Source organism: Chryseobacterium paludis (assembly GCF_025403485.1).
In the GTDB taxonomy this organism is placed as follows: domain Bacteria; phylum Bacteroidota; class Bacteroidia; order Flavobacteriales; family Weeksellaceae; genus Chryseobacterium; species Chryseobacterium paludis.
This window is the reverse complement of sequence record NZ_CP099966.1, coordinates 187,489-210,591: the sequence shown is the minus strand read 5'-3', so window position 1 is coordinate 210,591 and position 23,103 is coordinate 187,489. Positions and strand designations below refer to the sequence as shown.

Sequence of the window (23,103 nt, the reverse complement as noted above, 5' to 3'; positions counted from 1 at the left end):
TTCATTTAAAGCATTAAGTTTCAAATTGTAGATTTCACAATTAGCATTGCCTCTTCTTTTGAATGGGTTTTGAAAACATTGAATGCATAATCAAATAATATATGTATTTACATTTTGGAACTGATAAAATACGTTGTAAAATCACCGTTTTTACAAAAACTGCATTATTTCCCTCCGTTGTATATTTATTTTTTTTATATTTGTTATCAAATGTGCCAATCATGGCAAATTTTTATTAGTTTAAGACTTGGTTTATTTCAGGTCTTTTTTTATTACCCTTGTTCTTTCAAACTATTATAGTATTTGCTCTACAATAAAAGAGCAGGAATTTTATCTATTCCCTGCTCTTGATAGCTTAGACTTTTATTTCATATTTAAGATTGCTATAAAACAAGTTCAGACCTGTTTAGCTTTGATATTTTCTTATCTAGCTTATTTACTTCAATTTGTTTTAAAAATTCATCTCTGTTAGCAATAATCTCATGTAAACTTTTGAACCAGTCAATCATATCAATTTTCCAGTTATTAAAAGATTTCGTATCCCATTCTCTTTTTATAATTTCATCTAATATTCCCTCTGCTTCTTTAACTCCTATAAATAAAGCTACTCTAAGTTTTGCCTCATGTAGTAATGCCTGCAAATAAGAATTAGGAGCGGCACTTAGTGGTCGAGATTTTGAATATTTATCTAAAACTGATTCTAATTGTTTCAAAGTAATATTAGCTGTAAAAGAGAGTGGTGTTTGCTTCTTTATACTGTCCAAAGCTTCATAAAAAGAAGTGTAATGGTTTTTATATGGTATATTATATTGTAACCCTTTTTTATTGTCATATTCTATCAGCAAGATGGGTACCTTAAGTGTTGACTCTGTCTTTTCTTTCCATAATGGGTAAATAACAAAATGAGGTCTATATTCTTCTGTTCTAGGAAGCTTTATTAATTCTAAACCAATTATAACAGGGCCTATAACTTTGTATAATTTATCTGTACCATATAATGATAATTCTGGAAAATTATTTATCCAATCTTGAATTACTTGTTTTTTAATGATTGCATCTATTGACATTTTTATAAATATTTTATTTATGGTCTAACAATTTGTATCGAGTATCCTTCAAAAGCGTTTGAATATTTAGTAAACTGTTTTGTACTCATCTTAGCATTACCAAATTTAAAATCATAAATAGTCGCAGTATTATGGTTGACAACATCTAAGAAGCCTCTTCCCGCACTTTTATTAAAATAAAAATTTGTACGAAGTCCTCTATCTCCATATATACTTTGGTATCTAGTTATAAGATTTGTAGAGAATGTGTGTTTAGCTGTTCCTGCGAATCTTCCTGTCCCACCTATAGCATTTTCAGCTTTCATGGCTGCCTTTTGGACTATTTGAAGGTCGGTTAAGCCTGCTTTAGTAGCATTTAATTCTGCACTTAATCCTCCAGTTGTAAAGCTACCAAAAAATAAAATAGCATTAAAACTTGCATCCATACTCTCTTCAGCACCCATTGGAGTTCCATCCCATCCCGTCATTCTGGGACCTAAGCCTGAATAGTCTCTTTTATCAAATAATTGGTTTCTTACAAAATTTCCAGCATCTAATAATTGATCTTGAATTCCTTTTGCCAGAATATTTAATCCACGAGAAGTTCCGTATCCTTTCATTGGAGAAGAATTTCTGATAGATTGTACAGCACTTCCTACACTTGCGGATATCTCTGGCATTGGCTGCATTGTTGGAGCATTTGCCAATTGTGAAGGAGAAAAATTTAAACTGGATTTTGCAGTATACGTTCCAAGATTAATCTCCGCTATATTAATTTCTCCATCAACCCCAACTGTATATTCACCAGCTGATAAGCCAAATGATCCCTGCCCATTGATGTTAATGACTATATCCCCAGTCTTACTATTTACTATGGCCTCCATCCCCTCTAGCTCTACAGCATCAACTACCCTGTTTTCAGAAAAATTATAATGGGATTGGTAAGCATATTTTTCTGATAAAGGATCCGAATTGAAGAATCTTCCTATTGTAGGATCGTAATTACGCCATTTAAAACTATACCATCCAGTTTCATTTTGTAGTTCCTGATCTTGAAATTTATATTGATAGTTTATATTTCCCGGCTGTGTGTTGTACTTTTTATGTAGTAATCCAAAAGGATAATAGTTGTTTTCGTTATCTACAACCAAAGAATTACTACTATTATTCTTGTAATAATTAAGCCTTACATTACCCACTTGATCTTTGTACTGATACACATAAGCTGATACAACCGGGTCAGAAGGATTCGTATTTACATTTTTATTATAATACCCTTCTGCTGTTTGAAAAAACAAAAGCTTAGCTGGAGTAATAGTACTGGAATTACTAATTTGTTGATACTGGAAACCATCTAAATAATCTGTTGTCTCATAAGATGAACTGCCTGATCCAACTATTTTTCTTATTTTTTTTAATTTCGAACCATCTGCTCTATAGACATAGTTTATTTTATTATTATCCGAAAGTTGTACCTCAATAGGAAGATTGAGCAGATTGTATTTTATTGATGTTATTCTTTTATTATCATCCCTTGTCATGTTTCCATTAAGGTCATAAGCGTAGTCATCTGATGTGTCATCGTTACCGGGCGCAACATCATCACGGAAGCCTTCGTCATTGCCTTTTACATCAAATACTCTGATTAAGGTATTACCTGAATAGGTATAAGATAACTGATCAATCTGTAAAGGAGTTGTTCCGGATTCTGGTTTTTGAAATCTATTTAGATTAAGGATATTTCCATTGATATCATATGTTAAATCTTCATTGTAATATCCGTTTTCAGGAAGAGATGTATTGGGCTCTTGGAATGTAGCCTTAGTTAAGCGTTCAAGTTTATCATATTGATACCCATATCTTCTTAAGACTTGATCATTTGAGGTTTTCCAATCTATCTCTGCGATATTTCCATTATATTTTTTAGGAGCAACAACTTCGTTTGATGGATTATTATATTTTATTTCATATCCAAATAATTTTCCATTCAAGTTAACTGGATCATTGATCTTAGTCATCCAACCCCTAATATTGTATTTGTAATCCACTACTTGAAGTGGTGAAGCTGCATTTGTTCCTCCCACTTTTTTACTCTCTATCTGAGACAGTTCATTGTATGAATTTTGAGATAAGATCTCTATGGGATTATTATCAATCTGATGCTTATGCGCTAATAGCCTACCAGAATTATCGTATTCAAAGGTTTCATTGATTATTGTTTCAGTATCAGCATTTATTCTTTTATGATACGTCTTAACCTGTTCGGGGGCTCCAATAAAATTTAATTTGCTTTCCATTTTGGTATACCCCCCTAAATAATTCACAGAATGATTCCCTATAAGCCTTGTTTTCCCATCATACCAGAAATAATCTTTTGTCCAATTATCGTCTTCAATATTTTTAAGAAAAGAGGCCGTTAATAAACTCTTAGTATTAGTGGGACTCAGTAAATTATCCGTAAGTATCTGTTGACCAAGTATGGTAGGAGTAGCAGATGGTGTTCCTAATGGATAGGTATCATAATAATTAACTCCTAAAAGCTTTGCAAGTACAGTAGGATAAGATTTGTTGCTATAATCGATAGTAATAGTACTAAGAGTAACACTTCCTCCACCTCTGGTTTCATAAGAGATTGACGCAGCCTGGTTATCTATATAAGTCTGGATATTTTTTCTTGGGGTTGCATCTAGTGAAATCCCTGTATAAGCAACTCTTCCAAATTGGTCATATTTAGTAAAAACCCAAGCCTCGGCCGGGATCGAATTTGCTAATCCGTTTTTAAGATTGGCATCCCTGTAAAGGACAATCTTCCCTTGTTTATTATAGACTATTTCTTCCCATCCTTTACCAGGAAGTTTTTTTTCTACGAGTCTTTTTTTTCCATCATAATGATAAATGTAGCACAACTCTTCTTGTCTTTGCACATTGGTAGCAATATCAGATTTGGCACTAGCTAATGGAGGTATGATATAAGCTACTTGATTATACGTGTTATACACATAATACGTGTCTGCAAACTCATTACTTTTATTGTATTTTCTTGCTAGAACGACTAGTCCCTGCCCATTTTTAAACTCAGTGGTTATATTTCCATCTTCATCTTGTACTGTATTCCTAAATAAATAGTTGGGTGGATAAAATGCATTTTGGCCAAGAATGGTTTTGGTCGTACCATTATCCCAGGTTGTTGTCCCTGTAAATCTTTTTACTCTATCTAAGTTTGCGTTAACATTATAAACATAATTAATAGGTTTGCTTGTCCAGTCATTTCCAACTTGTGTTCTTTGTTTAGCCCTGTTTAACGGAGAGTCTTCCAATATCACTTCAGAAAAAATCTTTTCACTTCCATAATTTGATGCGGCATTTGTCAGAGGTGCAGAATAAAGAGCTCCATTTTGTGTTCCTGCTTGTGGAATAGGTAAAAAATCTTTAGTTTTTCTGCCATACTGGTCATATTCGCTATGAATCACAACATCTTTTCCTGTAGGAGAAATTTTTACTCCAACGACCTGCATGGCCTTCCCCAGGCCATCAAAATACTGGATTTCTTCTGCTTTATTTGTACAATCATTATTTAAACAATCTTTCGTATAAATAAAATTTTCGGTATTTGAAGGGATGGTCTGAGCCGAAATCACCTTAGATACAAAACATAAAATGAATATTATAATATATTTTTTCATAATTCGGTTATTTAGATTACTGAAAGTGCAAAATCCAGAAGGATTATTGTATTATTTGGGGGCAATACAAAGGTTGCACCTGGCACAAACTTCACATAGATGTCCCCATTAGGGTTTACTGTAATTCCCCAAACTCCGCTTGAATAGCAAGAGGATGTTCGAATTCCTGCAGTTACACAATTTCCGGTGATCTTTCCTACTAGGACTCCGTTTCCGTTTGTCCAGTTAAGCCCAGATTCAAATGGATACTGGATTTTAACCCTGAATTGAGAAGGATTGCTACCATACATGGTTATAGATGAAAAGTGCATGGTACTAATTCCACTGCCTTTTATTACATTGCATGACATACTGGTGCATGTCCCGAAATTGTTAGCTACATTCTGCCCATTAGTATTCATATCATTATCAGCCTGATTATCAGCATCTGACTGACTGAACAATGATGAATATTTGTTTACTGGGACTGTATAGACATAAGCACTTCCAAATCCTGAACTTCCGCAATCTTTAACAAATGTTTGACTTTTTTCCCTATTATAAAATCTTGCTGCCGAATAATTGTACGTATATTCTTTTAATGTATTTCCATCTTTATCTACTATCTTCTGTAGTCTGTTAGATGTGTCATATTTATATTTTGTTGTAATTCCTGATTTTGACGTTGATGATTTTATTCCGATCAGAGGATCATAAGTATAAGTGGTAATCAGGTAATCTTTTAATTCAGGTTTAGTTCTAAAGATATTAAGGACAGAAGTAAGATTAGCTTCTGTAGTTTCATCAATATCCAAATCCGATTTTTTAACAATATCAAGCTGCAAATAAGCGGTGTTACTTGTTGTGCTTAATCCCATTGCTTGCATTACCTGGGCATAAGTGGCACCTTCTATCGTGGCTATAGGTTTACTTTGACGATAACCCCAAATAATAGTAGAAGGCTTCTCTAAATTTGTTTTTTGAAGGATATTACCTTTGTTGTCGTAAAGGTCATATTTCGTATCTGTTCCCCAAGCACCAGATTCAACATTATTATAGTTACTTTCTTTAGGTAAAACAAGGGCATTAATGTTGGCATAAGTAACCTTTGATTTACCTATATTATCATTATTATTTTTTTGATCTACTCCTACCAGTATTTGTTCGTAGTCGGGATTATTTAGTAATACATCTCCACTTTCGAAACCATAGGTATTGGTTATGGCTGTATTTTCAGCCTGGTTAGTATTAGTTACTGATTTTAATAAATTAAACCGTTCCAGATATATATTATTTGTTTCACTACTTATTGTATTACCTGAGAAATAATCTGTTTGAATAATCTTTGTTAAATTATTTTTCTTAATTATTTTCGCTTTTTGGAAAGGCGTTTGCTGAGGAAAACAAGCATCATAACTGCTTGCAAGAGGCCAATATAAATAACGAACTTTAGGATAATATGCCTGTTCTCCGAAAATAGGAGAAGCATATTCAGTTGATGTATAATTGTAGTCGGTTGACTTCAATAAGATATTATTTTTATCAAATATTTGTTGGCTGATTTGATTCCCTCTTAAATAATCGCTGTTAAAACTTTTAGTATTGATACTATTCTTTGAAAATAAGTATTGGTCTAAATCAATATCAACCAGACTGCCAGAGATATCCCAAGTATACTTATTACTTTCTGGGTATTCAGTGTAACTGCTAAATTTATAATTTGTATATCCTCCATTGGGATCTATTTTTCTAGATTCCGGATAAATAACATAGCTCGCCTTAGATGTTTTAAGTGAGGTATTAAAACTTTGTGGTGTGCCTGTTTTAATCTCAAAATTATATGTGGCAATATTCTGCTCACCTGTAACCAGAGGCAGAGTAGCCACCTGACCATTGCTATAGGTGTAGCTTGTTGTCAGTGTTTTATTAGTAATAGGATCAAGCATTTTAATTTCCTTAATCCTTAGTCCACCACCACTGATTTGATATTGTTTCCATGAAAAAACATGTGGCTCATATGAAAATAACTGAACTCCCTGAGTTGGATAGGTAATTGTTTTTAAAGTCCATGCACGAATGTTTTCAAGTCCCGCAATACCTTGATCAAAACTGCCAGCAGCTATAGCCGGATTAAGAGAATTAACTTTTAGAGGGGAGTAGTAAACAAAATTAATATTATTTCTTGTTTCACTGTATTTGTACAGATTTGGTCTCATAGGAAACCCATAAGAATCTGTTATAGAAGATTCAATAAGGTTGTTTTTAAAACCAAATACATCCTTGTTAAATGAAGTGATCTTTGGAAGGTTTGTATCTTCATAATAAGAAAATGTATGAGTTTCCTTGTTCAAATTATTTGGCCCAAATCCTTTTTCAATAGCAACTAATTTTAATCTTTTACAAACAGGGTCAGTACATCCAGAATTAAAATAATCATAAATAAAATTGTATTGTGAAATGATTTGTCCTATATTATTTTTAATAACAATCGATTTTAATAGTGGTTCTTGTGTAATAGGATTAACAATCTCAGCTCCATAAAAGGGTCCGGTATACTCTACTGCTGGAGCATTTGGAATCTCACTTAAAACCATATTCCTATTTATTCTATCTTCCCTAGAGTTTTCATAATTAAAAAGAATCTCCACCTCATCCGTTTTTATTTTTGAAACTAATTTTTTGATATAAGCTTCTTTGGTTGAAATATCAAAGTTTTCAATCTTTCTAAAAAAATTAGTAACAGAACCACCATCCACCCTATGTACTAATTTATCCCAGATCCTGTCCCGTTTTATTGTTTCATCATAACGCGCCAAAGGAATATAACTCACCTGTAAAGTATTTTTTGTCGTATTATCCATGATCTTAGATAATTTATAGCTATTATGATATTCCATATCAGAATAAGTATAACCATCTTCTGGAAATGTTGGAGAGCTTCTAAATGCTTCATCCTTAGTTTTTGTTCCTATATGAATATGTTCGAATTCTGAAAAACTGTAAGTAAACTTATCCTTAATTATATTAATCATTTGTGTATCAAAATGATTTCCTGGAGTTTCTGTGTTAGTGCAGGTTCCGATTAATGTATGCAAAAAATAATTCACAAATGGTCCTGCTGGGGCCGGAATACCATTTCCTGATGAACATTGGGTTCTTCGGTTAGAGACAAATCCATATTTTAGAATTTCACTCTCTGCGGTCTTTGCTCGTGTAAAGGTTATGTTCGCAGTATTAAATCCTTCTAATTCTTTTACCGTTAATTCTTTGTCAATAAAAAATTTACCTGATAAGACTGGAGTATTTATGGTATAATAATCCGGAAAATCACTTGATGGATTATTAGGTAAGCCTCTTAGGTAGGCCCTCCAATTGTCACGTCCTTCATTATCTTCATAGCCTCCATTTACTTCTTTAATAATCTCACCAACAGATGATAATGACCATCCTAAACCAACTTCAGAAGCGAACTGATTTACTTTAATCCCTTCTGAATTATATTGTAAATTTATAGGGATTTCCAAACCTTCAAAATTCAGATTATATAAGGGAACCGAAATATCAGCCCTTCCTGTATATGTGTTTACAGTATTAGCAGTTAATATATTAAGGTTAAAGGGGTTATTATCCGGATCAGCAAAAATTGGTTCATCCTCAATCACGTTCTTTGCACCAATGGTATCTGCCACTTTGGTTTGTGCAACCGTAGAAATAACAGAAAAGAAAAATATAATTATTCCTATTTTTTTCATAATTTATTGTTTAATCAATTTTGCGTTAGCCGTTTTATTTGTATCAGTTTTGATTACTAGTAAATAAGCCCCTTGTATCAAACTTTGGGTATTTATTTTCGTTACCTTGTTCTTTGTTTTCAAGCTTTGCAATTGCCTTCCACCCATATCATATAATGTGATGTCTGAATCTTTAAAATCAAAGCCTATTTCAACATAAGCATAATCAGATACTGGGTTTGGATAGATCTTGATATCCTGCTTCTCAATTAGCTGATCTAACTGTTTATCTCCTAGTTTGATAATCTTCCAGTTTTCCTTTCCTAATTCTTCAGCACTGGTTCCCGCTAAGATGATGGAGCCATCTCTGTTGATTTTAATATCCGAAAGTCGTTCTTCCTGCTTTTTTGATTCACCTTTAACATATTTTCTCCATTGTTCATTTCCAGCCCCATCTAAATATAACATCCAGAAACTTTCATCATCAGTTTCGACTCTTCCCTCCGCCTGGGTATAGCCACCTAGTAGAATTCCTTTAGACGTTTTATCGTCGGATGAATGAATCACACTGATCCCCATTAAAATATCTCTGTTCTTAAAGTTGTAAGATTTCTGCCACTCCTCTTCTCCCCTTTCATTCAGTGAGATTAGCCACAGATCAGTTCCTTCTTCTATTCCCACCGATTTGTTTCCTGATTTTTCACTTATAGACTCCCCCCCAATAATATACCCGTTTGAAGTTAGAGCCAAGGTTCTTAAATGGTCATCCCCTATACCTCCAAAGTCCTTTTCCCATTCTACTTTTCCATCTTTGTTTAGTTTGATAATATAGTAATCGCCTTCACCAAAATTTTCAGTCTGTTTTGATCCACTGATAGTACTTCTGGAATAAATACCTAATAATGCTCCACCATCTTTAGTTGGAATCATTTTCTCTACCTCGTCTAATCCCCTTCCTCCTAATACAAGTTGTGAGGTTTCCTTTCCGTCTTTATCCAGTTTTATTATCAAAACATCTTTAGAACCATAACCATTGGTTGAATTTTGAACATTACCAGCTACAAAGAGTCCTAAATCAGTAGTTTGGATAACAGCTCTCGCTTCTTCATCAGCAGAAGTTCCTAAAGTTTTTTGCCATAATTCATCGCCAAATTCATTGAGTCTGACCAGCCAGATGTCTGATCCTCCTTTAGAGTCATCTTTTTTATCCAAACCCTTATTTGAGTAAGTTGTTCCTGATATTAAAAAATCACCCTCTTGTGTTGCAACAGTAGAGGATAGGTAATCATGGTTATTCCCTGATAAATACTTCTCCCAAACTTGGTCTCCTTGCTGATTCAATTTTACCAAATGGAAATCGTATCCTTTATTTTGTTTGCTTTCTGAATGAAGTTTAGTTGATTGAATGGCACTGCCTGTAATTAAGTATTGCCCATCTATTGTTGCGGTAATCTGACTTAAAAAATCCTGTGTACTGGATTTAATATCTTTTTGCCAGATGATTTGTTGTGCATAGAGATTTAATGCGGCGCACAGCATAAGTGCACCTAGATATTTTTTTTTCATAGGTATTATTAATTTTTATGAGGCTAAATCTAAAAAGGTAATTTGATTAACATATGAGGGATTTCCCCATATTTTAATGTGAGATTTACTGTTTTTCATAGGCATGTTCTTTTTAATCATTTATTATTACAAATGTATCAGTGCAAAGCGACAGAAGGTGTCGTATTATTTTTTAATAAATCGAAGACGTTTATTTATTAAGGTTATTTAAAACAATATCTTTTTGCATGATGTTGACTTGAAATAAATTGGGGCTAATCTATAAAATAATTCTGCATGGAGTGAAAACTTTTAGTTATAAATTTAATAACTAGCGGTTATAAATTGTACATCAGTTATATTATATATTTTTTATATTTTAGCAACATAAAATTTACTTATGGCAACACTGGGAACCAAACTAACAAGACTTAGACAAAGAAAAGGATACTCACAGCAAGAAGTTGCTGATCTGTTGCACATATCACAGCCCGCCTATCACAAATGGGAAACGGATACTTCCAAACCAGGTATTGAATCAGTCGTTAAGTTGTGTGAAATCTATGATATTGAAATTAATGATTTATTAGAAGATGGAAATACAGTTATTTCGAATAATACATTTGATTCTTGTTCTTCCAATGTAATTGGAGCAGCCTACAACCCCGTATTTAATATTAATTCTTCAGCTATGATGGAAGGAATTATAAAGAACCAGGAACATCTTGCTAAATTAATGGATTCACAGAATAAGCTTATTGAAGCATTAATAGAAAAGTTAAGAGTATAACTTTTGTTAGTTAATACAATTAAAAAGCCGGGATGGAAATCCCAGCTGTCAACATTATCATACAAATTAACCCATCAAGTGAATGAATATATCAGTTAAAATCAAATTCAGCTGTTTTTTCGTTTCCGAACTGATCTGATACCCATATCTGAAACTTATGCCCCTCTTTTGATTTCGGTTTGTAGTGCAGCTTGAAAGAATCAGTTGGAATTTTATACAGCTTGTTAGGCTGAAAATATTTTTCATCCTGAAACATCAACCTACCGACCCCTTCGTATTGAAAATACCTAATAGAATATTGGGTATCCTTATAGAATCCTTCTCTTTTTATATGACAAGGAATCTCCACGATTTCTCCTAATTCTACTGATGACGGGATCGGCATAATCTCTAATGTAAAAGGAAAGTTAGTTTGAACCTCCAGCTCCTTTGAACAGGAGACAAGCCCCAGGCAGATAAACAGAAGCATGATAAATGAGCTCCCGTTCTTAATAGTACTTGTTCTTAATAATTGCTTACTGCTAAAATATTTCATAGTTGTTGATTTATCATTAGAAAATAAAACGAATTCCCACACCAGCCATGGGACGGAAGCGTTCCAGGGTTGTACCCATCACATACCGGGTTTTTCCTTGCACTAACAACACTACTCTATCTCCCAGATAAGTTTCAAGAGAAAGACGTAATGCGCCTCCATAGATAAAGCGATCCTCATTGAGAATGACAGCTCCCATAGGAAGTATCTTTTTGCTCTCATTGATGGTCTCGTAACCTGCTACAGCACCTAGTCCAACGTAAAGGGATACTGTTCTTGTCCAGTCCCCCAGTACATAGAGATTATAGCTACCCTCAGCTGCAAAACTCTCCACAGGAATTTCCATCCCTCCAAAGGCATATTTCCGACGGGAATAATCAAATGCCCACAGTAGATAGTTGCCTTTCTTTCGGGTAACCGTCATTCCTGCTTGTATATAATAGGGAGTGGGTAAAAAATTCCCTCCCAAGATCCTGCCTATGGAAAGCTCTATTCCTTTCTTTCCTTCCATTAGTCTTTGGGCTTTAACTTCACTAAAGCCCGCCAAAATCAGGATGAGTATTAAAACTATATTTTTCATTGTCTTAAAATTTTAGGTATTAGTTTAAAAATTCAGGCGCATATCCTTAACCAACCTTGCTTTGATGAGATCTTCATTCTCTATGTTCAGCATCTGGTGCCGGCCACCATGCTTTTCAAAGATTTCGATGACCAATACCTTATCATCAGGAATAGTGAGCTGTTCCAGCAGGTAAACATTTCTTTCTGTACTAATCCCCGCAACTTCTTTTAGTTCCATATATTCTCCAAGAGGCTTCACTGTCCTTTCTTGTATAACCGTACGCTTACTAATCTTCTTGTCCACAACCTTAAAGCTTATAAAATCAATGGTAAAAGGAATATTAGTTGCATTGTTAAACTCCAAATAGAAAAAAAGCTTTCCATTGAGTGTATAGATACCTTTAAGGAGCACTTTTATCCCAAAGCTTTCTGCACCGATATGCCGAACAAATCGCTTATTGCGTTTATAGATAGTTGCCATCACTAAATAAGACAATGCCGGAGCATCAGTACCGAGTTCTTTAAAAAGTGCTTCGCCCTCTGTAGCTGTGGATATATTGTCTTTGCTGTTCTTTCTATCTTTTGATAAATTCACGGTAAGAGTATCAGGATATTCACTATATCGGACATTGAAATTGTAAAACTTTCCATCTTCAGTAACGACGGAAAAATTGGTTTCATCTGTAAAACCTCTTACCGCAGCTTTAACCCTGAGTACATTTTCCACACTTTCTGCTTTCCCGGCAGTAATATTCTCACTACCCAAATCCACGTAACGTATGGCAGAAGGAAATATCAAGTGGGTGGTTTTATCATAAGTCACCCTTATATCATATGGGGCTATAGTTGGATAAGACTCTTCCGTTGGAAGGCTCTTCACCTCTTTTATGGTATCAACTGGTATTTCTGCTGGCTGTAACTGCGCCCAAGCATCATTTTGCATAAGGGTTAACAGAACAATGACAGCCATTCTAAAAATATGTTTCATAATTAATTTTTAATGGGTTGTTCTAATTGTTTTTATTGTTTTTAGGGAGCAGGAAAAGAAGGTATCCTGCTTTTACAGTAACTTTTGGAGCTCCAATCCTCTTAGCCAGGTATCCTGATGCTCCTTGTACTACCCCTTTCGTCAGATCAGAGATCAACTGCTGCCCTGTAGAGCTGCTCAGCACAATGTTAGTTCCTGCCGAACTGCTCATCCCCGAAGCGATTTCCTTTATCGCATTGACATCTGGAGTGTAAGGAAGATTAAGCCCAGGCTGGCCATCCAGGTCATAGGCCGAAATTTCTACAGGGACTATCTTACCCTTATACTCTACAGAACTAATTTCCAGTCCCAGCCTTCCATCTCTAATCCCAGCTCTGGCCGTGAGGAGTGTTCCGGGTGGGATGGCTATTCCCGCGATACGAATACCTTCGAGCAGACGCAAAGGAATACTGCTACCTACCGTGATCGTTTGAGTTCGGTGAATACAGGCATGGATGCTATTGGACAGTATTTTGGAAACAGCAGAACTTTCTCCAATACCTCCGTTAAAAAATCGCACCTGTCCACCGTTCAATACTGAAGCCACAAATTCCTGATCGGTCTGTTGCTGTCTTTGGGTAAGAGAAGACACTACGCTCTTCTCCGTCATATATACTGGTTCAATATACCGTTTGGAAACAGGATGCTGCTTTATTGTATCAGAAGCCAGCGGCTTCTGTTGAGGCATAACCTGAGGAAGATATTTGGCTGCCATTTGATAGGATTTCTCCATCATAGCAATCGGATCATTGGTAATAGCATCCTGTGAAGAGGTTGCATTGGCTTTTTCTCTTTTCAACTCCCTGATTTCCTTCCGTAATGTTTCCTTCTCATTGTCATCATGGTAAAAGCTTCCCAGGGTATTCTGGATCTCCTCATAATTCTGCCGACTGGTTAATGTCGGATTTGCCCGGTTCTTACCACCTTCTCCTGTTAATGGGTTTGTGCTGGCAACACTATCACGGTTATTCCAATAATCAGATAAAGAAAGCATTGCATTCTTTCGTTCATTCTGCTTTTTTTCAAGAAGCTCCTGTTCATATGCTTTTTCTTTATCTCCTAATAAACCAGCATCATTAGCCTGTGGTAACGCATTATTAAGCCCTGCATCTGTAATTACCTTCTTTTCATCAGGCCGAAAAATAAGGTATAGGCATCCTGCAAAGGCTATGGCAAGAAGTCCATAAATTGCAGCTTTCTTAAACTCAGGCTTTTTACGAGTAGAAGCTTCCACCTTCATGTCCTTTTTACCACCTGCCTCATGGATCAACACTGTACTTTTCCTTTCCTTTTCCATAATTTTTCTATTTCCCTGTTATCGACTGTAGTCATAAAAGCTACTTTTTTACTATTTTGTAAAGCAGGCAATGGATTGGTGATATGGTCAATGTCATTTCCTGCTTTCTTACCTCTTTTTGCATCCAGGTAAATCCAAACCATCGTGGCCATCGCCATCAACAAGTATAGTATGGAGATAATTAGGATGAATCGCAAACGTTGGTGTGGGGTCAAACTGTTGCAGTAGACCTTTAAATCCGCCTGCCAGGTTCCCGCCATCTTTCTTATATTTTTCATGGTATTCTTATTTTAGATTTTACTCTTCACCGGTGAGTTTTGATACCTTTCTCAGAGGACTTCACCGCCTGATCGTAATATTGGGGTTAGCGCTCTACCACCTGTAGATCTTTATTAATCAGAACCGTAAATTTTTCGATAATAAAACCTTGAGGATTAGCTTCAGATTTTACTGAATTAATCAAGAAACAGGAAGTTACCAGACTACGCTCGGTAATACTGCTACTGCGCGTAATATACTGACGTGCATAGGTTTGTACTGCATAAGGATAGCGATCAAAATTGCACTTGATACTGTCTATTTCTAAGCGTTGGAGTACATTCCCTGAAATGATCTGGTTATAGTAACCCTTTTCTGAAAGATCTTTGTAGTAGTTGAAAGTGCTTTTGTCAGACAATAGAAATGCACGCTTCATATTGTACTCTATAGCGCTTTTATCAGGCGCTAGGGTGAAAAAGAGTTCGTGAAACCTCGTTACATGCTCTTTTGCTTCTGCGGGTCTGTTAATTCTGATGTCCTGGGATAATGCCATCATCAATGATTTGCCCTTTTCTAGTACATAAATCTTCTGACGCTGCTTTTCTGCAAACTCATAAGACTTCCAAACCGTAAATGCAGTAACAGCTAAACACATTCCTGCGAACAGAAAAGAAAACAGTCTAAGCTGCTTAAAGCTATTCTCAATGTTTCTTAATATTTTAAATTCCATATTGTAATTGTTAAATGGTAAAAAGCCGGTCGGGTAACTAGTGTTATGGGTAGGATTAGACTGTATTTGCTATAATTGAAAGTATATCCATGCCCGTTATTCATGAGTGACCTTTCCGGCCGTAATCAAGTATCAACGCAGTGCTACTTCTTGGTCAAAAGCTGTCCTTTGACTTGTCCTGCTGCATTTCCAGCTAAAGCTCCAACTCCTGCTCCGGCAATGCTTCCTGCTTTGCGGACGGATTGACTCAAATTGCGATTAAAGTTTCCCATGCCTCCTGATTGAATAATCCAGCTTGTTACGGTAGGAATGGTAAAGTATCCGACAATACCGATGAGCATGAATATGATGTACACCGTATTCGAGCCATCAGGAATGAAACTGGGATCGGAAAGCTTTTCTATATCTTGTTCAACCATCAGTCCCTGAATTTTCGCCAGCATACAGCTGAAAAGATCAGCTACCGGAAGCCATAGGTACACCCCGATATACCTCGATATCCATTGGGTAAGATTAGATTGGAAACCATCCCATACTGAAATGGCAAAAGCAATAGGCCCTAGAATACTGAGTACAATCAGGAAAAACGTCCGTATTGTATCAATCACCAGCGCAGCTGCTTGAAAGAGAATTTCCACCAGCTCCCTGAACCAATCTCTTATTTGTTTTTCAAGATTATACGAAGCCCTTTCGACGTACATACCGGCCATGGAAGCGATATCTGAAGGCGACCATCCCAACTCATCCAGCTTCTTGTCAAACTCTTCATTGGAAGACAAAAAAGCTGTTTCAGGATTCCGAAGCAGTGCTTCTTTTTCCAATTGGTCTTTCTGTGCCTGAAGCTTATGGAGGTCCAACGTCTGCCCTTCTAGCATACTATGGGTTCCTGTGACAATGGGACTCAATACCCCGTTGATAGTGCCAAGAACGATAATCGGAAAGAACATCACACAAATTCCTATGGCAAAAGGACGCAGCAGCGGGTATACATCAATAGGTTCTGCGCGGGAAAGTGCCTGCCAAACTCTATAAGCAACATAAAAAAGCGCTCCTAATCCCGCAATCCCCCTTGCCACTCCCGACATTTGGGAACAAAGCGGCATCATTTCATCATACAGAGAGCGAAGCACTTCATGCAGGCTCTCAAATTCTATTTGTAATAACATAATGTTGTAGTTTACCAGTATCTTAATTTGTCAGTACCATAGAGCTTTAAAACTCTGGCTCCGTCATTCTCTTTCTTGGCTCTCAGATAGCTCACCGACACATTCTTATTGGTGTAGTAACGTACCAGGTTGTAATATTCCCGGACCTCTTTATACACCTTATCAATGATATCCATGCGCTCCTTGTCGTTCATTTCCAGCCCTGAGTTACCAACAATCTGTTTGAGGTCGTTTAAAAGACCGCTACTCTCTTTAAGAAGTTGGGAATACCCATAGGCGATGGCCGTGACCTCCTGTGGTGAGAAATGAGGATCATTAATCATTTTCCCAAAATTGGTCACATACATTTCTGAAATATCACCGACCAAGAGGACTGTCTGTTGAACTTTCCTGGCGTCTTTCACCAGGTTATTAACCGCCTTTAGCTTGTCGTAATACTCCTTTCCCTGTGTGTATACTTTCTCTACCTCCTTAAAATTTTTGACGACATTAGATACCGTCGAAGAGGTCTGAATGATTTCGTTCGCACTGTTGATTATACCGGAGAATAGATTTCCCGGATCAGTTACTACAAACTGTGCTTTTAGTGATGTTGTTCCTAGCAAAATGCCAACGCATAGCATCAGAATTGACTTTTTCATTGATTAATTTTTTTTGGATTTTTATTAGTTGTTTTCTCGTTTTAAAGAGGCGATCCTTTGTATAGCCGCTTCTATGTCGCCTCCAAGCTCAGCAGCAAGTTGCATCACTTCGTATTTCTCCGTTTCCTCAGTGGTAAAAGCGAGATATTGCTCCGCGCTAACTTCTGTAGCATACACCGCTGAGTGGGTTCCGCCAAGCCCTATCCAGACTTCTTTATATAACCGGGAAGGATCATTGTTCTGATTGATTGAAAGAATCTGCCCTCTTTGTTTTTCCGTCAAGCCCAACATTTTTTGGATGTCATCGAACTTGTTCATGTACTTGCGTTGATCCAGAAGAATCTTACAATCTGAATTATTGATAATGGACTCTTTAACAATCGGTGAGTGAATAATATCATCAACCTCCTGGGTAACAATAATGGCTTCTCCAAAATATTTTCTTACCGTCTTAAAAAGATATTTTATATACTCAGCCATACCTTCTTTGGCAATGGCCTTCCACGCCTCTTCAATCAAAATCATTTTCCGGATTCCCTTGAGCCTTCTCATCTTGTTAATGAAGACCTCCATTATAATAATTGTTACAATTGGGAGCAGAATTCTGTGCTCGCGTATTGCATCAATTTCAAAAACGATGAATCGTTTGGAAAGAAGATCCAGCTGCTTTTCGGAATTAAGCAGGTAATCATATTCTCCCCCTTTATAGTAGGGTTCAAGTACATTCAGAAATCCAGTCAGGTCAAAATCCTTCTCCCTTACTTTTTTCTCTGTTAATACCTGGCTGTATTCATCCTTTACAAATTCATAGAAGCCATTGAAAGAAGGTATATGAATCAGATCTTTTTTCAGGTGATCAATATATAGGTTGACAGCATTCGATAATGCCACTTCCTCGGAACGGGTTGGTGGTTCATCATCCCGCTTCCATAGCGTGAGAATGAGAGTTTTAATACTCTCTTTCTTTTCAATATCAAATATTCGGTCGTCTGTATGGAATGGATTAAAAGAGATCGGATTCTCTTCAGTATAAGTGAAATATATCCCATCCTTACCTTTGGTTTTTCCTTTGATAAGTTCGCATAATCCCTGATAAGAGTTCCCTGTATCCACCAACAGAACATGAGCTCCCTGCTGGTAATACTGTTCTACCATATGATTAGTGAAAAAAGATTTTCCACTACCTGATGGACCCAGCACAAATTTATTACGGTTGGTAATGATCCCTTTCTTCATCGGCAAATCAGAGAGATCTACATGAACAGGTTTTCCCGTCAGCCTATCCGACATCTTAATACCAAAGGGAGAAGGAGAATTTCGGTAATTGGTTTCTCCACTGAAAAAGCATAATGCAGGTTCGATGAAAGTGTAAAAGCTTTCCTCACTGGGGAAATCCCCTGCATTACCGGGAATACCCGCCCAGTATAGAGTTGCGACATCGCTGGTATTATGCCTTGGCACACATTCCATAAGCGCCATTGCACTTCCGGTATCATTCTTGGCCAACTTCAACTCATGCAGATCTTCAGACCAGCACATCACATTGAAATGAGCACGAATCGAAGGCTGTCCATAGGAATGGGCTTCATTCAGATAATTTTCTATCCATTCCCTATTAATCTGGTTGCTGCGGCTATAGCGGCCCAGAGAATGCATATTGCGGGCAGTCTTCTCAAACTTCCGGAGATTGTCTTCACTGTTATCTATAAAGAGATATTGATTATAGATATGATTACAGCTCAGAAGCAGCCCTAACGGAGCAGCAAAAGACAACAGGCAATCACTACGGTCTGTAGATAATTTTTCATACCGAGTTTCAGAACCTACCGATGAGGGTAAATCGTCCGTATCAGAGAGTGTATGAAGACATATTCGCTTATTGCCGACGCGCATTTCCTCAGATCCCAGGCAAAGATCCTGAAGGACTCCCTCTTTACCAGTCGATAATGTTAAGTACCTGGATAATAAGCCTTGATCCTTCTCATTTCCCAATAAATCATCCTCTTCCATTCTTACCATGGACAATAGGCCACTGTCATTGACAATACGCTCAAACTGACTTACAGCTTCTGCAAATCGATGTAAGGTTTCACTATCCTGACTTTCTTTAGGAACCAGTGAACCCCGGCAAAGCGATGAAAAGTTACTTTGCTTGCGCATTCTATCCCTAGTGGTAGCTGTGAGATAGAGATAACAGTAATGATTCAGGAAAGGACGCTCATTAAAATGCAATTGATAGCTGCGTCCCAAAAAGCTTTGATCCTCTCGGTCTAATTCAGGCTGATAATCTTCTTTGATAAACCAATCCTGTTTGCAGATCACCGTATAATCAGGGAGGGTCTTAATAGCCTTATGCCAGGTAGAATGTATCGTTTCATACTCTTCCGTCCCCACCGTAAAGATCTCTGGAAGGCGAACCTTGAAACAGGCAGTAACATCCGCCTCTTTAGAGATTAAAAATCCCTGCTCGAAACCCAATAACGGAAACATGCTTTCCAGGGTCGCTGATTTTGACGTGTTTTTCATGGCGGTTAACTTTTTTGGGTTGAGTGAAAATACCTGAAGACAGCTTTGCGGGAGAGAATGTACTTGGGATGCTTTTTTCTGGCAGCTAACTTCATCACCCCATATTGTCCGTACTTCTTATTCAGACGGAAGGTTTGCCACACAATCAGCGTGCAGCTAACAGCCCCAGTACCTATGCAGGCATAAGGAGATAGTCCTGCCATATAGAGTACCATAACCAGTATGAGTGCTGCTAAAAGCCCACCTGCAAATACAAACAGGTATTGGGCTTTCAGTCCGTACAGCTCCACCGTTCTGCCGATTCCTTTATTAATTTTAAACTCTGACATGGCGCCGGATATTAAAGGAAAAAGGATCTTAGAATAGTAGCCGCCACGATCAAAAAGATACAGGCTCCAAACCAGCTCGCGGCAGTCTTTGAAGTATCGGGGTCTCCGCTGCTGAATTTGTTGTAAACCTTTACTCCACCGATGAGACCCACCACCGCACCAATGGCATAAATCAATTTAGTGGCAGGATCAAAATAAGAAGTGACCATTTGGGTGGCTTCGTTGATCCCGGCAGAACCATTTCCCTGCGCATAGGTTACTACTGCTGCTAGGAGCATGATCCCCGTTAACAGCTTTTTCTTTTTTTGTTTTTCCATGTGTAAAATGCTTTTTTTGTTTGTGAATACTGCTCTTTGCAGTTGTCACGACAAAAATGCCATGGAATTCAAAGCCCGCTACTATAGCGTCTCCCAGAGGAAACCTTTGTCCGGAATTGTCCGGATTAGGAGATATAATAAGAATAGAATCAATGAAAAAGCATCCTGAATAAATCACCGGCTAACTGGAGAGATGAGCTTACGTCCAAAAGAAATTGGACACGTTGTTGGAAAGAATACCTGATGAAAATAAAACAGGGTAGCTTCATAAAAATTTACACTAAATAAAAAGAGTCCTTCAATTGAAGGACTCCTATCCAGTAATATATATGAACTAAAAAAAGTGTTTCATATTAAAAAGCTTCCCGTTGGAGAGAAGCTTATGCAAAAATGATGAAATTATTATTGGGATGTTTTCCCTTCCAAAATTACTACGTGTTTTTAAGTTTTTTTATGATCGTAATCATAATAGATCGTTTTGACGTATTATCTATATCTTTAAGTACAATGTAATTTTTTTAATAAACATTTGTGTTTTTTAGCCTGTCTTCGGATGGGCTTTTTAGTACCGGTGAAATCAGGAAAAACGTATTTTGCTATAAATTATATCTGAAAATATTTGGCGATTTGATATAATTTGTATCAATTTTGCTGAATGCAAATAAGTGGCGAAATTAAGCAAGTTCTTTCTGACCGGATCAAGATCATTACAAGTCAAAAGAAACAGGAAATAGACGTTTTTTACACGGCTAAAAACGAGCCCTTTGTTAAAAAACTAGTTCCTCGTGAGCGCGTTGAATTCTCTATTGTACTAGAATCAGTGGAAGTTAAAGGTACCATTTTGGGAAAAATTTGGTTATTTGATATTATACATCCAAGACCTCCGCTACCTCTAAGTCGGAAAAAAGGAGATGGTGACGGTAACTGGGCAGACTCTAAACTAAATAAGAACTAAAAGGAAAAGGTACCAGTAATATGGGTGCAAATTAGCAATATGCAGAAAAAGTAGTCTTACCTTAATGAGAATGGCGCAAACGCTATATTCTTCGACCTTTACCTTTTGGTTTATCAGAGAGAGAATCATTCTTCAACTCGTTCTTTTGTTTGAGCGACAGATTATTATCAATGATTTTCAATAAAGGGGTATCTTTCCAGGGAATGATAGTGGCTGTGTGTTTACTCTTTAGGCCAACCCATTTTAAATCGGTTTTTGGATCTAAGCCCATTTTTCTGTTCCAGCCAACAGGATCAAGATTTCTCTCCATCGGAATTTCAACGGCAATAAGATCTTTCGGAAATTCTGTTATGGTTTGGTAATTGGGCTCCTGAAACTCATGGGTCTTAGGGTTGTACGGAATTAAATATTTCTTTTTATCCGCAATATAATATCCTTCAAGTTTCGAAAAAACAATTCCTTTTGACAAAAAATCATCCTTGGGTCGAAGCATATCCATGCGAAGGTCTACATAAAAAGTATGACTTGCAATATCAAAAGTAGGAAGAATTCCCATGAATACCCGCTTATCATATTCAACTTTATCTACGATGATATCAAAGTCTGTCTTTCCCTTAAAATCCTGTACCGACAAGTTATACTTCCTTGCCATACCTTCAGGGTCTAATTCTATCAATGCTGGTAACTTTACCATAACCGAGTTATCAGAATAAAAATAGAATGGAATGTTCTTATCATCCCGACAATATTCAAATTCGTATCCGTCCCCCGTATCCTTCATATCAGAAAACTGGATGGTATTATGAGGATTATTTTTCTCCCATAGCAGAAAGTTATCAACGTCAACCACAAATTCACTACCCTCAATATTAATCACCGGCTGTATGTACTTCATAGTGCAACTATTAAAAGTTTAAAAAAGGGAGTTGTCATTTAGACAAACTCCCCGATGTCAAATTGATCCAGATTTCCATTCCGCATGATGGAAGAAAAAGAAGTCGATTCTCTGGCAATACTTCTGTCCAGCAATTGTGCAATCTTCTCCGATGCTCCTTTCATAGAACTTTCCAAAAGACTTAGCAACTCGGTTCCCTGTATTCTTTGAACTATATCCGCTGCTTCTTCAATTTCGGAGGCTCCTGGCTTCTCTTTCAGCAGAAGCACTCCCACAGCGCTTAGTTCCTCAAAGGTAACCCCCATAGCAAAACCTTGGCCGCCTTCCGAAAGTCCGTCTATTCTCCATTCTTCCTCTTCTTCTTCAAAGTCAGGCATCACCCTGAAAACTTCTTCCTCTTCTTCCTGCGGAATTTCAATCCCGGTAGAATTCCCACCGGTTTCTGATTCAAAGGTAACAGCTGATCCATCCACTTTTTTCGTTTGGCTACTTTTGTCCGATAATGGCAGTGAAAGGCGGGAAACACTTCTGGTTTTCCCCATGATATCCGAAAATCCGACTGTATGACTCTCTTCAGGTTTTTTCTGACTTATAGTTTTCTTGGGAAAGATTTTATCATGTATCAGAAGAAGAATCACAATCACCAGGCATATGAGTATCAAGCTTTCCATAACTATAAAATAGGTTTATATTTCTCATTAAAACTTTTGGTGATCTGCTCCCCAAATTCCAAAAAATGGTATTCCAGTACATTGTTCAGATAGGTGTAAATAGTTAGTTTATCTTCACCTATAACCTGGACAATACGTGATAGCTTTTCGTGAAAATCAGGCTGGATATATACCGTCTTCCCATCACGAGCATTTGTATCAGTCTTTTTGAAAAATAGACTTTCATAATCAGCGTCAATTTGCCTTTTCAATTTGCTTCTCTCCTTGCCCGCAGGTTTTTCCTGCACGGATTCTACCATAGTTTTCGGCTCCTCAGGGGGAAGCCGTAAACCATCCTTTTTCACTCCTTCAGCCATAAGACTCATCATCAGCTCTTCGTTGATATCAGGACCGGCTTTTTTAGAATTTTCTTTTTCCATAA

General features: G+C 36.9%; 20 protein-coding genes. 2 read left to right on the top strand and 18 right to left on the bottom strand.

The genetic code is table 11. The features are described 5' to 3' along the window. Positions 1-383 precede the first annotated feature (383 nt). The 4 genes from NG806_RS00905 to NG806_RS00890 are packed head-to-tail and all read right to left on the bottom strand — an operon-like array spanning position 384 to position 10,005. Positions 384-1,067, bottom strand: a complete 684-nt coding sequence (locus NG806_RS00905; RefSeq protein ID WP_261511579.1) for a hypothetical protein — start codon at positions 1,065-1,067, stop codon at positions 384-386. 17 nt (positions 1,068-1,084) lie between these two features. Then, on the bottom strand, positions 1,085-4,729 hold the full coding sequence (locus NG806_RS00900) for a DUF6443 domain-containing protein (RefSeq protein WP_261511578.1): 3,645 nt from the start codon (positions 4,727-4,729) through the stop codon (positions 1,085-1,087). An 11-nt stretch (positions 4,730-4,740) separates the two neighbouring features. Continuing rightward, entirely contained in the window at positions 4,741-8,460 is a 3,720-nt protein-coding gene (locus NG806_RS00895) for a DUF5977 domain-containing protein (protein WP_261511577.1), read from the bottom strand. 3 nt (positions 8,461-8,463) lie between these two features. After that, complete coding sequence (locus NG806_RS00890; RefSeq protein ID WP_261511576.1) at positions 8,464-10,005, bottom strand: T9SS type A sorting domain-containing protein; 1,542 nt, start codon at positions 10,003-10,005, stop codon at positions 8,464-8,466. 379 nt (positions 10,006-10,384) lie between these two features. Here NG806_RS00890 and NG806_RS00885 point away from each other — a divergent pair, with 379 nt between their 5' ends. Further along, positions 10,385-10,774 carry a helix-turn-helix domain-containing protein gene (locus tag NG806_RS00885; protein WP_261511575.1) on the top strand — a complete coding sequence of 130 codons (390 nt, stop codon included), beginning with the start codon at positions 10,385-10,387 and terminating at the stop codon, positions 10,772-10,774. A 91-nt stretch (positions 10,775-10,865) separates the two neighbouring features. Here NG806_RS00885 and NG806_RS00880 read toward each other — a convergent pair whose 3' ends face one another. The 11 genes from NG806_RS00880 to NG806_RS00830 all read right to left on the bottom strand — a co-directional run bounded on the left by NG806_RS00880 (position 10,866) and on the right by NG806_RS00830 (position 20,122). Further along, complete coding sequence (locus tag NG806_RS00880) at positions 10,866-11,309, bottom strand: DUF3872 domain-containing protein (RefSeq protein WP_261511574.1); 444 nt, start codon at positions 11,307-11,309, stop codon at positions 10,866-10,868. Positions 11,310-11,325: 16 nt separating this feature from the next. Then, a complete protein-coding gene (locus tag NG806_RS00875; protein ID WP_261511573.1) occupies positions 11,326-11,856 on the bottom strand; it encodes a conjugal transfer protein TraO in 531 nt (176 codons plus the stop codon). A gap of 57 nt (positions 11,857-11,913) precedes the next feature. Further along, a complete protein-coding gene (gene traN / locus NG806_RS00870; RefSeq protein ID WP_261511572.1) occupies positions 11,914-12,858 on the bottom strand; it encodes a conjugative transposon protein TraN in 945 nt (314 codons plus the stop codon). Positions 12,859-12,880: 22 nt separating this feature from the next. Continuing rightward, positions 12,881-14,194, bottom strand: coding sequence for a conjugative transposon protein TraM (traM, locus tag NG806_RS00865; RefSeq protein WP_261511571.1), 1,314 nt, complete (start codon positions 14,192-14,194; stop codon positions 12,881-12,883). Next, positions 14,164-14,472: a TraL conjugative transposon family protein gene (locus NG806_RS00860; protein WP_261511570.1), complete on the bottom strand. Its 309-nt coding sequence runs from the start codon at positions 14,470-14,472 to the stop codon at positions 14,164-14,166. The genes traM and NG806_RS00860 overlap by 31 nt, the downstream gene beginning before the upstream one ends. An 86-nt stretch (positions 14,473-14,558) precedes the next feature. Continuing rightward, positions 14,559-15,182: a conjugative transposon protein TraK gene (gene traK / locus NG806_RS00855; protein ID WP_261511569.1), complete on the bottom strand. Its 624-nt coding sequence runs from the start codon at positions 15,180-15,182 to the stop codon at positions 14,559-14,561. 143 nt (positions 15,183-15,325) lie between these two features. Then, positions 15,326-16,336: a conjugative transposon protein TraJ gene (gene traJ, locus NG806_RS00850; RefSeq protein WP_261513152.1), complete on the bottom strand. Its 1,011-nt coding sequence runs from the start codon at positions 16,334-16,336 to the stop codon at positions 15,326-15,328. Between the two features lie 23 nt (positions 16,337-16,359). Beyond that, a complete protein-coding gene (locus NG806_RS00845; protein WP_261511568.1) occupies positions 16,360-16,989 on the bottom strand; it encodes a DUF4141 domain-containing protein in 630 nt (209 codons plus the stop codon). Between the two features lie 24 nt (positions 16,990-17,013). Beyond that, complete coding sequence (locus tag NG806_RS00840) at positions 17,014-19,515, bottom strand: TraG family conjugative transposon ATPase (protein WP_261511567.1); 2,502 nt, start codon at positions 19,513-19,515, stop codon at positions 17,014-17,016. A 5-nt stretch (positions 19,516-19,520) separates the two neighbouring features. After that, positions 19,521-19,844, bottom strand: coding sequence for a DUF4133 domain-containing protein (locus tag NG806_RS00835; RefSeq protein WP_261511566.1), 324 nt, complete (start codon positions 19,842-19,844; stop codon positions 19,521-19,523). An 11-nt stretch (positions 19,845-19,855) separates the two neighbouring features. Next, positions 19,856-20,122, bottom strand: coding sequence for a DUF4134 domain-containing protein (locus NG806_RS00830; RefSeq protein ID WP_390882552.1), 267 nt, complete (start codon positions 20,120-20,122; stop codon positions 19,856-19,858). Positions 20,123-20,816: 694 nt separating this feature from the next. Between NG806_RS00830 and NG806_RS00825 the strand changes: the two genes are divergently transcribed. Then, complete coding sequence (locus NG806_RS00825) at positions 20,817-21,116, top strand: hypothetical protein (protein WP_261511564.1); 300 nt, start codon at positions 20,817-20,819, stop codon at positions 21,114-21,116. Between the two features lie 82 nt (positions 21,117-21,198). On the opposite strand, the gene NG806_RS00820 is transcribed toward NG806_RS00825, so the two are convergent. From NG806_RS00820 to NG806_RS00810, 3 genes are read right to left on the bottom strand one after another with little or no spacing between them, the layout of a single operon-like run. Next, positions 21,199-22,011, bottom strand: a complete 813-nt coding sequence (locus NG806_RS00820) for a hypothetical protein (protein WP_261511563.1) — start codon at positions 22,009-22,011, stop codon at positions 21,199-21,201. Positions 22,012-22,049: 38 nt separating this feature from the next. Further along, complete coding sequence (locus NG806_RS00815; protein WP_261511562.1) at positions 22,050-22,682, bottom strand: conjugal transfer protein TraD; 633 nt, start codon at positions 22,680-22,682, stop codon at positions 22,050-22,052. Between the two features lie 2 nt (positions 22,683-22,684). Next, positions 22,685-23,101, bottom strand: a complete 417-nt coding sequence (locus NG806_RS00810; RefSeq protein WP_261511561.1) for a DUF3408 domain-containing protein — start codon at positions 23,099-23,101, stop codon at positions 22,685-22,687. Positions 23,102-23,103 lie beyond the last annotated feature (2 nt).

Excerpts from the sequence above, each read along its gene's own strand:
- NG806_RS00905 (WP_261511579.1), bottom strand. The coding sequence starts at position 1,067 with ATGTCAATAGATGCAATCATTAAAAAACAAGTAATTCAAGATTGGATA.
- NG806_RS00900 (WP_261511578.1), bottom strand. The coding sequence starts at position 4,729 with ATGAAAAAATATATTATAATATTCATTTTATGTTTTGTATCTAAGGTG.
- NG806_RS00895 (WP_261511577.1), bottom strand. The coding sequence starts at position 8,460 with ATGAAAAAAATAGGAATAATTATATTTTTCTTTTCTGTTATTTCTACG.
- NG806_RS00890 (WP_261511576.1), bottom strand. The coding sequence starts at position 10,005 with ATGAAAAAAAAATATCTAGGTGCACTTATGCTGTGCGCCGCATTAAAT.
- NG806_RS00885 (WP_261511575.1), top strand. The coding sequence starts at position 10,385 with ATGGCAACACTGGGAACCAAACTAACAAGACTTAGACAAAGAAAAGGA.
- NG806_RS00880 (WP_261511574.1), bottom strand. The coding sequence starts at position 11,309 with ATGAAATATTTTAGCAGTAAGCAATTATTAAGAACAAGTACTATTAAG.
- traN (WP_261511572.1), bottom strand. The coding sequence starts at position 12,858 with ATGAAACATATTTTTAGAATGGCTGTCATTGTTCTGTTAACCCTTATG.
- traM (WP_261511571.1), bottom strand. The coding sequence starts at position 14,194 with ATGGAAAAGGAAAGGAAAAGTACAGTGTTGATCCATGAGGCAGGTGGT.
- NG806_RS00860 (WP_261511570.1), bottom strand. The coding sequence starts at position 14,472 with ATGAAAAATATAAGAAAGATGGCGGGAACCTGGCAGGCGGATTTAAAG.
- traK (WP_261511569.1), bottom strand. The coding sequence starts at position 15,182 with ATGGAATTTAAAATATTAAGAAACATTGAGAATAGCTTTAAGCAGCTT.
- NG806_RS00845 (WP_261511568.1), bottom strand. The coding sequence starts at position 16,989 with ATGAAAAAGTCAATTCTGATGCTATGCGTTGGCATTTTGCTAGGAACA.
- NG806_RS00840 (WP_261511567.1), bottom strand. The coding sequence starts at position 19,515 with ATGAAAAACACGTCAAAATCAGCGACCCTGGAAAGCATGTTTCCGTTA.
- NG806_RS00835 (WP_261511566.1), bottom strand. The coding sequence starts at position 19,844 with ATGTCAGAGTTTAAAATTAATAAAGGAATCGGCAGAACGGTGGAGCTG.
- NG806_RS00830 (WP_390882552.1), bottom strand. The coding sequence starts at position 20,122 with ATGCTCCTAGCAGCAGTAGTAACCTATGCGCAGGGAAATGGTTCTGCC.
- NG806_RS00825 (WP_261511564.1), top strand. The coding sequence starts at position 20,817 with ATGCAAATAAGTGGCGAAATTAAGCAAGTTCTTTCTGACCGGATCAAG.
- NG806_RS00820 (WP_261511563.1), bottom strand. The coding sequence starts at position 22,011 with ATGAAGTACATACAGCCGGTGATTAATATTGAGGGTAGTGAATTTGTG.
- NG806_RS00815 (WP_261511562.1), bottom strand. The coding sequence starts at position 22,682 with ATGGAAAGCTTGATACTCATATGCCTGGTGATTGTGATTCTTCTTCTG.
- NG806_RS00810 (WP_261511561.1), bottom strand. The coding sequence starts at position 23,101 with ATGGAAAAAGAAAATTCTAAAAAAGCCGGTCCTGATATCAACGAAGAG.